This window comes from Dyella sp. GSA-30, assembly GCF_027924605.1.
Classification (GTDB): domain Bacteria; phylum Pseudomonadota; class Gammaproteobacteria; order Xanthomonadales; family Rhodanobacteraceae; genus GSA-30.
Map to the genome: position 1 here is coordinate 2,231,731 of NZ_AP027042.1, position 14,672 is coordinate 2,246,402.

The window sequence follows — 14,672 nt, forward strand, 5'->3', positions numbered from 1 at the left end:
TTTACTGCCGACCGATATCGCGCAACTTTTCACCGGCCATCAGTCGCGTTTCGATGTGCTCCAGCGTGACGCCCTTGGTCTCGGGGATGAGCAGGAAGGTCAGCAACAGGAACAGCACGTTGAACCCGCCGTAGAGCCAGAACGTCTGCGCGGTGCCGATCCCGTTGAGCAGGCTCAGGAAGGTGAGGCCGACGATCATATTGGTGATCCAGTTGGTGAAGGTGGATGCGGCGATACCGAAGTCGCGGCCCTTCAGTGGCTGAATCTCCGAGCATAAGGTCCAGATCAACGGGCCGGCCGACATGGCAAAGCCGACGATAAAGACCAGCAGCATGATGACGGTAAACAACTGCATGCCGTGCGAGCTCGGTGCGCCACCCATCATCATGGTGCCGACCACGCCAAGGCCGATTGCCATGACGGCAAAGCCGGTATAAAGCGTCGGCTTGCGGCCCCAATGATCGATCACCGCCATGGCGATCAGCGTGGCCAGCACATTGATCAGGCCAACGAGTGCGGTGAACCACATCTGCGCTTCGGTCGCGTAGCCCATGGCCTGGAAGATCCGCGGGGCGTAGTACATCACCACGTTCATGCCGGTAAATTGCTGCATCGCCTGCAGCAATACGCCAAGCCATACCGAACGACGGAAGTTGGCGTTCTGGCGAAACAGAGCGAAGCCCATCTGCGGCTGCTTCAATTGTTCTTCGATATCGGCCATTTCCTTGTCGACCTGATCGCGCTCGCCGCCACGCAGGCGCATCAGTACATTCGCGGCTTCCTTCTTTTCGCCCCGCATCAGCAACCAGCGTGGGCTGTCAGGCAGTACGAAAAGGCCCAGCAGGAACAAGATGCCGGGCACCGCGATCACGCCCAGCATCCAGCGCCAGGAGCCGCTGTAACTGAAGGCGGTGTCGGAGAGAAACGCCACGAGGATGCCGCTGGTGATCATCAGCTGATAGGTGGAAATCATGCGGCCCCGGATGGCTTCGGGTGCAATCTCTGCGATGTAGAGCGGCGCCGTATAGCTGGCAATGCCAATGGCGACGCCAAGCACGATGCGCCCCATGATCAGGATGGATGGCGACGGCGCCAGTGCGCATCCCAGCGAGCCGATCACGAATAGAAAGCCGCCGAGGATCAGCGAACGCTTGCGGCCCAAGGATGACGATAGCCAGCCGCATCCCAGCGCGCCTGCGGCTGCGCCGAGCATCATGGAACTCACGACCCATTCCAGGGCGTGATCGCTGATATGAAAATCTTTCTGGATAAAGCTCTGGGCACCGGAAATGACACCGATATCAAGCCCGAACATCAGGCCGGCCAGCGAGGCCAGCAGGCCAATGATAAAGACGCTGGAGGCGCCGTGGGCTGGCGCGGCCGCCACGGGAGACGCGCCGGAGACGGAGGACATGATCAGGCCTTCCTTATACGCATGCCGTGGCGGAGACGGCGATAAAAGCGAGCCTAGACAGCTATCCGTGCATGGCTTGTAAAAGGCATGTCCTTCCCTCGTTGCGGCCGCTGCCGTGTTAAGGTTTGCGGCTAGCCTTGCCACTTAAGCCGGAGTGCTTTCATGTCGCAGCAACGCCGTAGCTTGTATCCCGAAATCGAGCCCTTTGATCAGGGCATGCTCAAGGTCTCAGCGTTGCATACGCTCTACTACGAGCAGAGCGGCAACCCGAACGGCAAGCCGGTGGTGTTTCTGCACGGCGGTCCGGGTGGCGGCACCAACAGCAAGTGCCGGCGTTTCTTCGATCCGAAGATCTATCGCATCGTTCTGTTCGACCAGCGTGGTTGCGGGCGTTCGACGCCGCACGCAGAGCTGGAAGGCAATACGACCTGGGATCTGGTCGCCGATATCGAGCGCCTGCGCGAACATCTTGGCGTGTCGGCTTGGCAGGTATTCGGCGGCTCCTGGGGATCGACGCTGGCGCTGGCGTATGCGCAGACGCATCCGGAGAAAGTTACCGAGCTGGTGCTGCGCGGTATTTTCATGCTGCGTCGCTGGGAACTGGAATGGTTCTACCAGAAGGGTTGCGATGCGCTGTATCCGGATGCGTGGGAAACCTATCTCAGCGTGATTCCGGAAGCCGAGCGCGGCGATTTGATGAGTGCTTACCATCGCCGCCTCACCAGCACTGATGCGACCGTCCGCACCGAAGCCGCGCGCGCATGGTCGGTGTGGGAAGGCGCGACCAGCTTCCTGTATCAGGACACCACGCATATCGCTTCCAGCGGCGAAGACGAATTCGCGTTGGCGTTTGCGCGGATCGAGTGCCATTACTTCGTGCATGGCGGTTTCTTCGAACACGACGATCAGCTACTGCGCAACGTCGATCGTATCCGGCATATTCCGACGACGATCGTGCAGGGGCGGTACGACGTGGTATGTCCGATGCGTAGTGCGTGGGACCTGCATCGTGCGTGGCCGGAGGCGGATCTTCGGATTGTGCAGGATGCAGGACATTCGGCGTTTGAGCCGGGTATTACGCATGAGTTGCTGGAGGCTACGGATCGGTTTCGCGGCTGAGCAGTAGGCTCGCTTCGCATCGCCTCCTGCCCCCCTCACCCCAACCCTCTCCCCCGGCAAAGCCAGGAGAGAGGGAGCCAAGTTGCGCAAGTGCGAAACATTGAGGTTCCCTCAATTCAGCCCCCTCTCCCCTGGCTTTGCCGGGGGAGAGGGTTGGGGTGAGGGGGGCTCTCCCAGCACAAAAAAAGGCCACGCCCAAGAGCGTGGCCTTCTTTTTCATCGCAGTGCCAGCGGATCAGTAGCCCCAGCCATGCCCGTCGTCGTGACCGTGGTCATGGTCGTCACCATGGTCGTTGTGACCATCATGATCGCCGTGGCCGTCATGGCCGTCATGCCCACCGTGCTCATCATGGCCGCCCTGGCCAAACAGACCCGGCGCGAACAGATCGACCACAAAACCATCGTGATCGGACACGCCGATCGCCTTGGTCATATCGGTGGCGGTGGTGGCGTCGTCCTCGGTCTGTACTGGTGCATCCAGGTCGGCGCGACCGTACTGCATCTTCAGGAAGCGCGCCTTGGCAACGCGATTGAGCAGCGCGTTGTCGAGCACCTGCACGGTCGGCACCTGGCGGCCCGTATTGCCCGAGCCCGCGGCGGTATAACCCTGGATCGGGCCGAAGCTCTCGGTAAACAGATACGAGTAACGGTCGTTGGCAGGCACCGAGTCCACCGCGTTCCATAGCGTCGGGCTGACGATGTTCTTGCCGAGCTTGAGCTGGTTCTCGCTGTCCTTGTACTTGCCCGAGACCAGGCCGACCACGTCCACGAAGCCATCGCTGAACTGGTAGGAGTTGAAATCACCTACCACCAACAAGGGCTGCCACGGCGCGGTGGTCTGCAGTTGCTGTACCTGGCGAGCCAGCGAGCTGGCCTGCAGGAAACGCTTCTGCCGGTCGCGCACTGCCGCGGCGGTATCGTCGTCGACATTCTGGCGCGCCTTGGCGTGCACCGAGATCACCTGGAAGCGCATGCCGCGCGCGTCGGCGGTGAGCAGGAGCGGCGGGTGGTCGTGCACGAACTCGGTCGCGCCGTTGTCGTTCCAGGTTTCGTCGGCGGCAAGCTGTTGCACCGACAGCACATGTACGCGATCGCTGCGCACCAGGAAGCCGACGTTGATGCCGCTCGGGTCGTGACCCGGGAGCAGATACGCCTGGTACTTCACGTGGTAGTCGTCACCCAGCTGCTGGGCCAGGCCTTGCAGGATCGGCAAGGTCTCGACTTCTTCCACCGACAGCACGTCGGGCAGTTTCAGCACGCTACCGATATAGGCGGACAGACGCTGCGTCTTTACCGTGACCTGATCCGGCGTGGGCTCGGTGCTGCCGCCGCTGCAGGTAAAGACGGTATCGAACGTGCTGTCGCAGAAGCGCTCGGTATTGAACGCACCGATGCGCAGCGCATACGGCGGCGTCGGCGATACCGGGCCGGGCATCGGCGCGGTGTGCGTGATCTTGATCGAGGTCGGAATAAACGTGTACGCACCGAAGTCGTACGAGATGATGCCTTCGGCGCGGAACGTGCTGCCGCCGACAAACGGCGTATTCTCCGGCACGGCACCGAAGTCGGCGGTGTTCATCTTGAACACTTCCGGGTTGCCGCTCCAGTTGGGCAGATCCACGCCATCGGGAATCGGCGTGCCAAAGCGCACACCCGGCAGGCGCAGCGAGCGCTTGCCGTTGGCGGTGATGCTGACCTCCGCAAAAGGCTGATCGCTGAAACGCTTGTTGCCGGTGTTGATCATGCCGTTCTCGATCACCACGCGCATGCCGACAAAGCACTGGAAGTTGGTCGTGCCGCAGGACAGCTTGTTGGGATCGGAGGAGGGCGTATTGGCGCCGAACACGACCGGGGCCGGCAACCGTGCACGATGCGCGGTCACGGTGACGGTCGGGTTCTCCAGCTCGGTGAGGTTGAAGAAGTTGCCGACCGACGCATCCACGTTCACCACGTCACCGACAGCCACCGTCGGTGCGCTGGTGGTGAACACGTAGACGCCGTTGGAGGTCAGCGGATCGGCATCGGCGCGGGCGTCCGGCGTCTGCATGGTGAAGCCGGCCGGGCCAACCGCGGTGACGATGTTGCCGGTGGTGATGACCGACTTGCCGGCGAGCGGCGACAACTGGTTGCGCCCCTGGATCTGCCAGATTTCGGCGGCGACCGGGATGTCGTAACGGATGGTGCCGGTGGCGGTATCGCGCGCCAGCGGGAGGTTGCCGCTGGGCTGGCTGAGCTTGACCTGGAACGCCTTGTTGTCGCTGCCGGTGGTGCGGCCGTGCACGACGACGTTGAAGCTGGCCTGGGTCTGGCCTTCGGCGAAGTTCAGCGTGGTGTCGAGGGCATCGTAGTCGCCATTGGCGACGGTCGCCGTGCCGTCCACGGTGGTCGCCTGTACGGTTACGCCGCCGGCCGGTGCCGGCTGGCTCAGCGTCACGGTGAACGGCATGTTGACGTTGGCCGCGCCATGCACGGTGGCGCTGGAGTCGGCGATCGACAGCGATTCGCCCAGAAGTGCGCAGGCGCTGGCGCTGTTGTGCGGCACGGTGGGCGAGACCACCACGAAATCCGCCTGGTTGTTGCCGGTGTTCTGCGGCAGGCCCGCGGCGTTGGTGGTGCGGCCGTAGCCCTTGTCGGCATTGGTCGTGCCCAGCGAAGTCAGCGGCGTGCCGGCCTTGTAGGCCGAGCCGGTGGACAGGCCCACCTGGTCGACGATCTGGCCCGAGGCATCGAGTACGGCCAGGCCACCGTCGTCGGTGATGCCGGTGTTGTATTTGAAGTCACCCGCGACGCTGCCGGAATAGCCGCCGCTGGCGCCATTGGTCAGCAGCAGGTAGCAGCCCGGCGCGATCGAGGTGCCGCTGGGCAGCGTCAGGCGCGTGCCCGTGGTGCCTGCATTGTTGGAGCCATTTAGCTTGAACCCGGATACATCCTGGGCGGTGGCGCCGGCGTTGAACAACTCGACGAACTCGTCGTTACCGCCGGACGGGCCGCGCACCCGAAATTGACTGATACTCAGATCGGCCGCCTGCGCGGAGGCCACCGACACGACTGCCATCAGCGCCGCCGCGAGGGCGCGCCGTACGTGCTTTGCTTCCATTGACTACTCCCTAGTAGGGTCCAGACAGGAGGACCCAGCAGGGCGAGGCTAGCGAGTTATTACGACAGGTTTGCGAAACATTTCGCGTCTTCGACAGCTTTGCGAAACATTTCTCGTTTTAGCGGGGGGCTTCGCGGCCAAACCCGAAAGCCATCCCAGGGAGCCGACTCTCAGCTTGCGGAAAGCTGCTTGGTACCGAAGATCTTGTCTCCGGCATCGCCCAGCCCCGGCAGGATATAGCCCTGTTCGTTGAGGCGCTGGTCGATCGACGCGGTGTAGATCTCGATATCCGGATGGACCGCCACGATGCGCTCCAGTCCTTCGGGTGCCGCTACCAGGAAGAGTCCCTTGATGCGCTTGCAGCCAGCGGCCTTGAGCATGTCCACGGTGGCGACCAGGGTGCCCGCTGTGGCGAGCATGGGGTCGACGATCAGCGCGATGCGTTCGTCCATGCGGCCGCTGAGCTTTTCATAGTAGGTCACCGGCTTGAGCGTTTCCTCGTCGCGCTGCAGGCCGACCACGCTGACCTTGGCCGATGGGATCATGTCGAGCACGCCAGGCAGCATGCCCAGGCCAGCGCGAAGGATCGGCACCACGGTGATCTTCTTGCCCTTGATCTGCTGCACCTGTACGGGGCCGGCCCAGCCTTCGATCTCCTGGCTCAACGTTTCCAGGTCCTTGGTGGCTTCGTAGGTCAGCAACGCGGCGACTTCGGAGGCCAGCTCGCGAAATTCCTTGGTGCTGATGCCCGCGCGGCGCATCAGGCCCAGCTTGTGCTGAATCAGGGGGTGGCGTACTTCGACGATTTTCATGGCTGGCCCTGGCAAGAGTGGCCGGCATTGTCGCCCAGCTGAGTCTTGAGCAAAAGAAAAGCGGGGCGCTGCCCAGGCCGCAGCCACCCCGCTCGAGTGCACGCTGGCCGCTTACGGCGTTGCGGGTGCACCCTTGAGGCAGCTGCTCATAAAGGCCTTGTGAGCATCGCCGGTCGGTGCCTTGGTCTTGGCTTCGGCGTTACAGCTCTTCATTTTTTCTTGCTGGGTTTGTTTGGCCGGAGCTGGCGCAGGGGTGGCCGTTCCCGAGAGGCAGGCTTTGACGGAGTTCTTGTAGTCGTCGCCCTTCTTGCCTTTGTTTTGCTTGCTGCAGTCGCTCATTTTTTGCTGCTGAGCAGTCAACGGCTTGGTGTCGGCGGCGTGAACAGTGGCGACTGCGAATACCAGTGCGGCGCTGGCAACGATCAGACTCAAACGCTTCGACATGGCGGAAACCTTCCCTATGAGTACCGGCGGGCGCCGGCGGGACAGTCTATGCCTGTGTGGGGGTGGGCCTACAAGGGGTGGGACATAAGTCCGGCGGCAAAACCGCCGGACTCCTCACTCAGGCCGCATCGGCTTCTTTCATTTTCCGCGGCCCGTGCAGCAGCGCGTGACGCACTGCACCTACGACCAGGTCCACCTCGGCGCCGGTCACGTTGAAATGCGGGGTGAAGCGCAGCGAATTGACGCCACCGTGGATCACGCCGATGCCGCGTTCGCGCATGTATTCCTCGATCGATTGCGCGCCATAGCATTTGAACTCCGGCGCCAGTTCGCAGGAGAACAGCAGGCCGGTGCCCTGGACCTTGGTGATCAACCCGCCGAGCTCGTTCTTGAGTGCATTGAGCTTGTCGACGAATTCCTTGCCGCGTTCGCGGATATTGCTGCGCACTTCGTCGGTAAGCTGATTCAATGTAGCCAACGCCACATCGAGCGCACGCGGGTTGCCGGTCATGGTGTTGCCGTAGATGCCCTTGCGATACAGACCCGCCGCGCGTTCACCCACGGCCAGCACCGAAAGCGGGTACTGACCGGCGTTCAGCGCCTTGGAGAAGGTTTCCATATCGGGCGCGGGCAACTGCTCGAAGCCCGGATAATCGGTAATCGACAGCACGCCATGCGCACGCAGGCCAGCCTGGATCGAATCGACCAGCAGGAGCGTCCCGTGTGCTTCGGTCAGCGCACGCGCCGCCTTGTAGAACTCGGGCGTCAGGGCGCGGCCGGGATCGCCTTCGCCCATCACCGGTTCGAGGAACATCGCCTCGATAAACCAGCCATGGCGGTCGGCATCGGCAAAGGCGGCTTCGAGCTGGGCAATGTCGTAAGGCGCGACGGTGAGCAGGGTGTCTTCGTGGCGATAGCTCGCCAGATGCTGCATATACGTCTTGCGCGTGGAGTCCGAATACAGCGCGGGCCGCTCGGTGCGGCCGTGGAAAGCACCTTTCACGGCCAGGCGCTTGATCGTGCGGCCGGCGTAGCGACCGCCGACATCCGTCATGGTCTTGGCGTTGACGTCGGCGATGCGGCATGCAAGCGACACCGACTCGGAACCCGAGTTGAGGCACAGGTAGCGCGTGTACGGATTGCTGCCGCGGTTGCGACCCAGCTCGCGATCCATCGCCTTTGCAAAGCGCATCTGCGAGATGTTCGGCGTCATCACGTTCGCCATCACCTGCGGTGCGCTCATCGCTGCACGAATCGCTTCGTCGTTATGGCCGAAGCCCAGCATGCCGTAGCCGCCGTTATCGTGGATCACCGCGCCCTTGAGCGTGACGACCCAGGGGCCGCGCGCAGCGGCCGGAACGTACGGGTTGATGCCATCGTCTGGGTAGAAATTGACGAAACTCGCCTGCGCCGTTTCCAGCTGTTCGACTTCGTCGAGCTTGAGAAAATCGGACAGGTCGTTACGCAGATCGCGATGACGCGCAACCGCTTCTTCAATCGCCTGCGACAGCGCCGGGTGGCTGCTGGCAAAACGCTCGATGGTGGCGTCGTCCAGGCCGGACGTACGCGGCTTGCCACCGAATTCGCGCATTTCGCGCAACTGATCGATCACACCCATGATGTTTCTCCTCGATCCGCATCGGCTGCTTTCTTTCTGTTGAGCCGAAACGGGTATTGTGAATACATGACGGAAGGCCGAAGACGGGGATTCTCCAGGGGTTTCCGTAGCCTGCTTTTGCACAAAACCAGCGGAGCAGGCGCGCCGGCATCAAAAGTTACAGATGCGACGAATGCCCAGCATAACCTGCCGCCAAGCCGCCCGTAACCCCCGGGTGACGGCTGTCATGCCCGTACGCTGACGTTGAGGACTGCCGGAAAAGGCCGTTTTTCCCCAGTATTTCAGCCACTGGAGGAGGGGCTATGTCGAATCTGCAAATACCTGTCGCAAGGCTTGTTGGAACGATCAAAACCTACGGCGCGCTGCGTGCGCTCGATGGCGTCGATCTCATGTTGCAGCGCGGCGAACTGCTGGCGCTGCTGGGTCCTAACGGTGCCGGCAAAAGTACGGCCATCAGCCTGCTGCTTGGCCTGATCCGCGCCGATAAAGGCACCGTGGAGCTGTTCGGCCAGGATCCGCAGAGCATCGACGCGCGCCGGCGCATCGGCGTGATGCTGCAGTCGGCATCGTTGCCGCCGGTCCTGCGTGTCGGTGAATTGTTGCGGTTGACCGCGAGCTACTACCCGTCGCCGCGTTCCGTGCAAGAAAGTGCGGAGATGGCGGGTATCGCCGATTTGCTGAAGCGACCTTACGCGAAGTTGTCGGGCGGTCAGCAACGCCGCGTGCAATTTGCGATGGCGTTATGCGGCCGCCCTGAACTGCTGTTTCTGGACGAGCCGACGGTCGGCATGGACATCGAGGCGCGACAGAAATTGTGGGCGGCGATTCGTCAGCTGGTTGCCGAAGGCTGCGCCGTGGTGTTGACGACGCACTATCTCGAAGAGGCCGAAGCGCTTGCCGATCGCGTCTGCGTGATGGCGCAGGGGCGCGTGATCAGTGAAGGCAGCGTTGACGATCTGCGCGCTCGCGTTGCCCTGAAACGTGTCCGCTGCATGACGCATATCGATCCGCAACAGCTTGCCGCATGGCCTGAAGTGGTCGAGGCTCGTCGCGATGGCGCAAAAGTATGGATGTCGACCGCAAACGCGGAAGCCCTGGTGCGCCGGTTGCTGGATGCCGACAGCTCGCTGAGTGAGCTGGAAGTTCAACGTGCCGGACTTGCCGAAGCATTTACCGAGTTGACGCGAGACGCCGAGACCGCCACCACCATCGATCGCGAGGCTGCCTGATGAACGCCGTGACGCATAAGTTTTCCGTTGCGCAGGCTGGCGCGACCATGTCGCCGCAGCGCGTGATCGCTGCGTATCTCGAAGAAATTCGCAGCGAGTGTCTGCGATATCTGCGAACGCCCAGTTTCCTCTTGCCGACGTTGCTGTTTCCAACGGTCTTCTATCTCATGTTTGGCATCTTTCTCGGGCATGCGAACGGCCCGGATGCGCCGCGCTTCTTTCTGGCGGCCTACGGTACCTTCGGTGTCATGGCGCCTGGCTTGTTCGGCTTCGGTGTATCGCTGGCGATGGAGCGCGATAACGGCCTCATGACGCTCAAGCGAGCTTTGCCGATGCCACCGGCGGCCTATCTTCTAGGCAAGATGGTGATGGCCTTGATGGTGGCGGCGGTCGTCATTGTGTTGCTGTTGGTCATGGCGATTGTGCTGGCACATGTCCCGCTGAGCCCTGGTCAGGTCGTCACGACATTTTTCACCTGTGTGTTCGGCGTGCTGCCGTTCTGCGCGATGGGCCTGTTCGTCGGCAGCCTTATCAAGGGACAAGGCGCCCCCGGTGTCATCAACCTGATCTACCTGCCGATGGCGTTCCTCTCGGGCCTGTGGTTTCCCTTGTCGATCCTGCCGAAGTTCCTGCAGCAGCTTGGACCGGTCTGGCCGAGCTATCATTTGAACCAGCTGGCCCTCGAAGCAGTGGGCCTGGAGCACGGGGAAGCTTTGACGCACGTGGCCGTACTGGCGATCTACACGGTGTTCTTCACGGTGGTAGCCGCGCGGCGACTGCGCAGGTACGGGTGAGCTGCAGTGATGAGGATGGGGAGTTCGGCATGAATCTAGAAAGTCTGCGCGTCTGGTTGAAGCCGGCTCCCGACTCGTCCATGACGGAAAATATGCGCAACGGCAAGTCGCCATGGACGGATTTCGTCCATCTGCTCTGGTCGTGCTGGATCTTCGTTACGCCATTGTTCGGAACCGGCTTCGATTGGCGTTGGGCGGCGTTTACCGCTGGCAGCTTTCCGATATTCGTCGCGCTGTATCTGTTCTATATGGCGGCCTCGCGCCGCGCCGCGCAGCGGTACGCGCTGGCTATCGCAGCGTTGGGCCTGGCATTGCTTCCCTGGTACCCGAGTTCGACGAGCTATTTCATTTTCGGTTGCGTGCTGTTGCGCAGCCGCGGCGTCGGCGTCATCAGGCACATACTTGGCGTGGCCGCCTTGAGTGCCTGTTATGCAGCGGTAGCCTATTTCTCGGGTTATCCCTGGCAGCTGATGGTGTCGATGCCGATGGTGGCATTCATTATCACCACCATCATCAATGTCGAGACGATGAACGAGGTGCACAACGCGCAGCTGCGTTTGTCGCACGATGAAGTGCGCCGTCTTGCGGCAACGGCGGAGCGCGAACGGATCGGGCGCGACCTGCACGACCTGCTCGGCCATACGCTGTCGTTGATCACGCTCAAACTGGAGCTATCGCGCAAGCTGTTCGACCGCGATCCGGAAGCGGCCCGTCGTGAAATAACCGACGCAGAAAATGTCGCTCGCCATGCACTGGCCGAAGTGCGTTCGGCGGTCACCGGCATCCGTGCCACCGATCTGGCGGCCGAGTTGGCGTCGGCAAGATTGTTGCTCGAGTCGACCGGTGTGCACCTGGATTATGTGCTGCCAGCATTGACCCTGCCGCTGGATATGGAGCGCGCATTGGCGTTGATCCTGCGCGAAGCGGCGACCAATATCGCCAGGCACGCGCAGGCAACGCGTGCGCTGGTATCGCTCGAAGCGGCCGATCAGTGGGTACGCGTGGTGATCTCGGACGACGGTCGCGGCGGTGTTGGCGAGGACGGCAACGGTTTGTGCGGCATGCGAGAGCGCGTGCGTGCGCTGGGTGGGCGTATGGAGATTCAGTCTGCCAAGGGACAAGGTACGACGGTGCGTATCGATCTGCCGATGCCGGTCCACCGACCGTTCGATGTCACTGCTCCCGCCTGTTCGCAAGCCGATACTGCACTTGCCCCCCATCATGAAAACCGAGGTCTTGCATGATCCGTGTGTTGCTCGCTGAAGACCAGGCCATGGTGCGTGGTGCATTGTCGGCCCTGCTCAAGCTCGAATCCGATATCGAGGTGGTTGGCTCGGCCTCCGAAGGCGAGGGCGCGTGGCGCGAGCTGCAGCGGCTCAAGCCCGATGTGCTGGTCACCGATATCGAGATGCCGGGCCTGACCGGCCTGGAGCTGGCGCAGCGCATTCAGCGGCACGAGCTGCCGATCAAGGTGATCATCGTGACCACCTTTGCGCGTCCGGGTTTTTTGCGGCGCGCGCTGGATGCCGGCGTGTCGGGTTATCTGCTCAAGGATGCGCCCGCGGAAAATCTCGCCGAAGCGTTGCGCACAGTGCATCGCGGTGGCCGTGCGATCGATCCGCAATTGGCGCTCGAAGCCTGGTCCGATGCCGATCCGCTCAACGACCGTGAGCGGCATGTGTTGCGTTTGGCTGGCGAAGGACTCTCGGCGACCGATATTGCCGCGCAGTTGAATCTGTCCCACGGTACGGTGCGAAATTATTTGTCCGAGGCGATTGGAAAGTTGGGAGTTACCAATCGTATCGAGGCATACCGCATGGCACGGCAAAAAGGCTGGTTATAAATAAACTCAAAAAACATTAAAAAAGTGCTTGCGTATTCTCGCAGGCCATCGTAATGTTCGCGCCCATCGCCGGTGTTCGGCGACATTCAATCATTGGAAAACATCTGCCGTCATGAACGTGTTTATCGTCCACAACCTGAAGCTACGCGATCGGCGCCATCATGGCGACGCATGCTTCGTTGTGCCGCGTGAACCGCAGGCAGTCGTTTTCTAGTCCAGACCGGATTCCGCTCGCGGAGATCGGTCACCCCGATCTCCCGAGGCCAAGCGAACGCCCTCGGGTCGCCATACCCGGGGGCGTTTTGTTTTTGGCGTTTGCGGAGGATGCGCATGCATCGAACAGTTTTGCTGGATAGGTCCCGAGAGAATATCTCGCTCTGAAGCATCCGGTTGCAGGACGCAGCCGTGGCAGGGGCGCGGCTGCAACAGGCGCATGTGCGCTGCACCTTGATGCTTCGGTGCGAGTGGCGCGGGGACGATTCAAGCCAAAGGATTGCCGATTGGCGACAGTCGGCAATAAGAGGGCATAACACGACGAATCGCTATGGCCTGGGCTTGTTGCCCAGCCGGTGCGCGCGGCTTTGCCGTCAGCGTATGCCGTGGTTCGCACGAGATGTTCTCACCAAGACGTTAGCTCAGTCGGATAGAGCAGCGGGAAACCGCAGGAGGCCGGTTCGAATCCGGCACGTCATCACTGGAAAGCTCAAATGGTTAGAGCATCGAACTGATAATTCGAGTGTCGTGGGTTCGATTCCCACTCCGGAACATGACCTGTCACGTCATGACAAAGGGACGAAAGTCCCGTAACAGGAAACGCCTCGTGCGAGGTGGTGGTTCGATGCCAGGAAGGCGTTGCGCCGTTTCGCAGCGAGGGTAACGCCGGGCAGCTGCCCTTGCGTCGCTCCGGTGAAGAGGCGTCGTCGCCAGCGATTCATAAGCGACGCCAGCTCTTTCACCGCATCGATAAAAGCGCAGCCGCTTCGCGATATTCACGTCAAGAGGCGTTTCCACCTTATTTTAAAACACGGCGATAAGCGCTTTTTATTATGGCGTGTCGCATGGGTTTTTATTGCCTTGAATAAATGCTGCGCCATGGCCCGGACGCGCTGCGAATTAAATCTACGGGCCTTATCCACCAGAATAAAAAGGAGATAACCATGTTCTGGACCAAGCAAATCGTGATCGGCGACGGCGAGCGCGGTTTGCTGTATCGCAACCGTCGTGCCGAGCGCGGCCTTTCACCGGGCGTGTACCGCTTTTTCGACCCGTTCAAGCGGATCGAGGTGGTGACCCACAACGTGACCCGTGCCGAGTACTCAGGCACGGACGCCGAGACCCTGATGGCAAGCGGCCTGTTTGCCAGTGCCTTTCTTGTCGCGGATATCGGGACCGACGAGGTCGGCCTGGTGTTCAAGCACGGCAAGCTCGAAGACATCCTCGCACCGGGCACGCGCAAGCTGTACTGGAAGGCGCTGGTGCCGGTGACGGTCGAGTCGGTGTCGATGGCCCAGAACCTGGATATTCGCGCTGACGTGGCCAACCGATTGCGTCAGCTTGGTGTCTTGAGCAAAGTCGCGGTGGTGGTGGAGGTGCCGGAGGAGTCGGCTGGCCTGTTGTTTATCGACGGCAAGCTGCAGAACGTGCTCGCGCCGGGTGCGTACGCCTTCTGGAACTTCCGCAAGAACGTCGCCACGGAGGTCATCGACTTGCGCGTGCAGTCGCTGGAGGTATCGGGTCAGGAGCTGTTGACGCGCGACAAGGTCAGCCTGCGCGTCAACCTGGCCGCGAGCATGCGCGTGACCGACCCGATTGCAGCGCGTACGCGGGTGGCGAAGTATCTGGACTACCTGTACCGCGAGTTGCAGTACGGCTTGCGTAAGGCGGTATCGGCCAAGTCGCTGGATGAATTGCTCGGCGACAAGGCCTCGCTGGACGCGGATATCTTCGCGTACGTGCGTGGCCGCGTGACCGAGCTGGGCCTGGAAGTGTTGGGTGTCGGCGTCAAGGACGTGATCCTGCCGGGCGAGATGAAGGACATCCTGAACAGCGTGGTGCAGGCGGAGAAGGCGGCGCAAGCCAATGTGATCCGCCGTCGCGAGGAGGCCAACGCCACGCGTTCGTTGCTCAACACCGCCAAGCTGATCGAGGGTAGCCCGGTGCTGATGCGCCTGAAGGAGTTGGAGGCCTTGGAGAAGGTCACCGAAAAGATCGACAAGTTCACCGTGTTCGGCGGCCTCGACGGCGTATTGAACCAGGTGATCGGGTTGAAGTCGTAACAAGCCGTCGTTGCCGAAGGGAGTCG

11 protein-coding genes and 2 tRNA genes are annotated in these 14,672 nt (G+C 61.6%); 8 read left to right on the forward strand and 5 right to left on the reverse strand.

What is annotated here, in order from left to right; all coding sequences use genetic code 11:
• Position 1: 1 nt before the first annotated feature.
• Positions 2–1,414, reverse strand: a complete 1,413-nt coding sequence (locus QMG46_RS09855) for a sugar porter family MFS transporter (RefSeq protein ID WP_281852337.1) — start codon at positions 1,412–1,414, stop codon at positions 2–4.
• Positions 1,415–1,576: 162 nt separating this feature from the next.
• Here QMG46_RS09855 and pip point away from each other — a divergent pair, with 162 nt between their 5' ends.
• Positions 1,577–2,533: a prolyl aminopeptidase gene (gene pip / locus QMG46_RS09860; RefSeq protein ID WP_281852338.1), complete on the forward strand. Its 957-nt coding sequence runs from the start codon at positions 1,577–1,579 to the stop codon at positions 2,531–2,533.
• Positions 2,534–2,768: 235 nt separating this feature from the next.
• On the opposite strand, the gene QMG46_RS09865 is transcribed toward pip, so the two are convergent.
• The 4 genes from QMG46_RS09865 to QMG46_RS09880 form a co-directional block, all read right to left on the reverse strand.
• Positions 2,769–5,630, reverse strand: a complete 2,862-nt coding sequence (locus QMG46_RS09865; RefSeq protein ID WP_281852339.1) for a lamin tail domain-containing protein — start codon at positions 5,628–5,630, stop codon at positions 2,769–2,771.
• A gap of 170 nt (positions 5,631–5,800) precedes the next feature.
• A complete protein-coding gene (upp, locus tag QMG46_RS09870; protein ID WP_281852340.1) occupies positions 5,801–6,442 on the reverse strand; it encodes a uracil phosphoribosyltransferase in 642 nt (213 codons plus the stop codon).
• Between the two features lie 111 nt (positions 6,443–6,553).
• Positions 6,554–6,886, reverse strand: coding sequence for a PsiF family protein (locus tag QMG46_RS09875; protein WP_281852341.1), 333 nt, complete (start codon positions 6,884–6,886; stop codon positions 6,554–6,556).
• Between the two features lie 118 nt (positions 6,887–7,004).
• Positions 7,005–8,504 carry an aminotransferase class III-fold pyridoxal phosphate-dependent enzyme gene (locus tag QMG46_RS09880; RefSeq protein ID WP_281852342.1) on the reverse strand — a complete coding sequence of 500 codons (1,500 nt, stop codon included), beginning with the start codon at positions 8,502–8,504 and terminating at the stop codon, positions 7,005–7,007.
• 302 nt (positions 8,505–8,806) lie between these two features.
• Here QMG46_RS09880 and QMG46_RS09885 point away from each other — a divergent pair, with 302 nt between their 5' ends.
• The 7 genes from QMG46_RS09885 (at position 8,807) to QMG46_RS09915 (ending at position 14,646) form a co-directional block, all read left to right on the forward strand.
• Positions 8,807–9,733: an ABC transporter ATP-binding protein gene (locus QMG46_RS09885; protein WP_281852343.1), complete on the forward strand. Its 927-nt coding sequence runs from the start codon at positions 8,807–8,809 to the stop codon at positions 9,731–9,733.
• Entirely contained in the window at positions 9,733–10,527 is a 795-nt protein-coding gene (locus QMG46_RS09890) for an ABC transporter permease (RefSeq protein WP_281852344.1), read from the forward strand. Before QMG46_RS09885 ends, QMG46_RS09890 begins: the two co-directional genes overlap by 1 nt.
• A gap of 29 nt (positions 10,528–10,556) precedes the next feature.
• On the forward strand, positions 10,557–11,771 hold the full coding sequence (locus QMG46_RS09895; RefSeq protein WP_281852345.1) for a sensor histidine kinase: 1,215 nt from the start codon (positions 10,557–10,559) through the stop codon (positions 11,769–11,771).
• Positions 11,768–12,370 (forward strand): response regulator transcription factor, encoded by a 603-nt coding sequence (locus QMG46_RS09900; RefSeq protein ID WP_281852346.1) that lies wholly within the window; start codon positions 11,768–11,770, stop codon positions 12,368–12,370. Before QMG46_RS09895 ends, QMG46_RS09900 begins: the two co-directional genes overlap by 4 nt.
• A 624-nt stretch (positions 12,371–12,994) precedes the next feature.
• Positions 12,995–13,060 (forward strand) — tRNA-OTHER (locus QMG46_RS09905).
• Positions 13,061–13,067: 7 nt separating this feature from the next.
• Positions 13,068–13,134 (forward strand) — tRNA-Ile (locus QMG46_RS09910).
• A 393-nt stretch (positions 13,135–13,527) separates the two neighbouring features.
• Positions 13,528–14,646, forward strand: coding sequence for a slipin family protein (locus tag QMG46_RS09915; RefSeq protein ID WP_281852347.1), 1,119 nt, complete (start codon positions 13,528–13,530; stop codon positions 14,644–14,646).
• Positions 14,647–14,672: the final 26 nt, after the last annotated feature.

Bases quoted from the DNA above. Each gene is read 5' to 3' on its own strand.
- QMG46_RS09855 (WP_281852337.1), bottom strand. From the start codon at position 1,414: ATGTCCTCCGTCTCCGGCGCGTCTCCCGTGGCGGCCGCGCCAGCCCAC.
- pip (WP_281852338.1), top strand. From the start codon at position 1,577: ATGTCGCAGCAACGCCGTAGCTTGTATCCCGAAATCGAGCCCTTTGAT.
- QMG46_RS09865 (WP_281852339.1), bottom strand. From the start codon at position 5,630: ATGGAAGCAAAGCACGTACGGCGCGCCCTCGCGGCGGCGCTGATGGCA.
- upp (WP_281852340.1), bottom strand. From the start codon at position 6,442: ATGAAAATCGTCGAAGTACGCCACCCCCTGATTCAGCACAAGCTGGGC.
- QMG46_RS09875 (WP_281852341.1), bottom strand. From the start codon at position 6,886: ATGTCGAAGCGTTTGAGTCTGATCGTTGCCAGCGCCGCACTGGTATTC.
- QMG46_RS09880 (WP_281852342.1), bottom strand. From the start codon at position 8,504: ATGGGTGTGATCGATCAGTTGCGCGAAATGCGCGAATTCGGTGGCAAG.
- QMG46_RS09885 (WP_281852343.1), top strand. From the start codon at position 8,807: ATGTCGAATCTGCAAATACCTGTCGCAAGGCTTGTTGGAACGATCAAA.
- QMG46_RS09890 (WP_281852344.1), top strand. From the start codon at position 9,733: ATGAACGCCGTGACGCATAAGTTTTCCGTTGCGCAGGCTGGCGCGACC.
- QMG46_RS09895 (WP_281852345.1), top strand. From the start codon at position 10,557: ATGAATCTAGAAAGTCTGCGCGTCTGGTTGAAGCCGGCTCCCGACTCG.
- QMG46_RS09900 (WP_281852346.1), top strand. From the start codon at position 11,768: ATGATCCGTGTGTTGCTCGCTGAAGACCAGGCCATGGTGCGTGGTGCA.
- QMG46_RS09915 (WP_281852347.1), top strand. From the start codon at position 13,528: ATGTTCTGGACCAAGCAAATCGTGATCGGCGACGGCGAGCGCGGTTTG.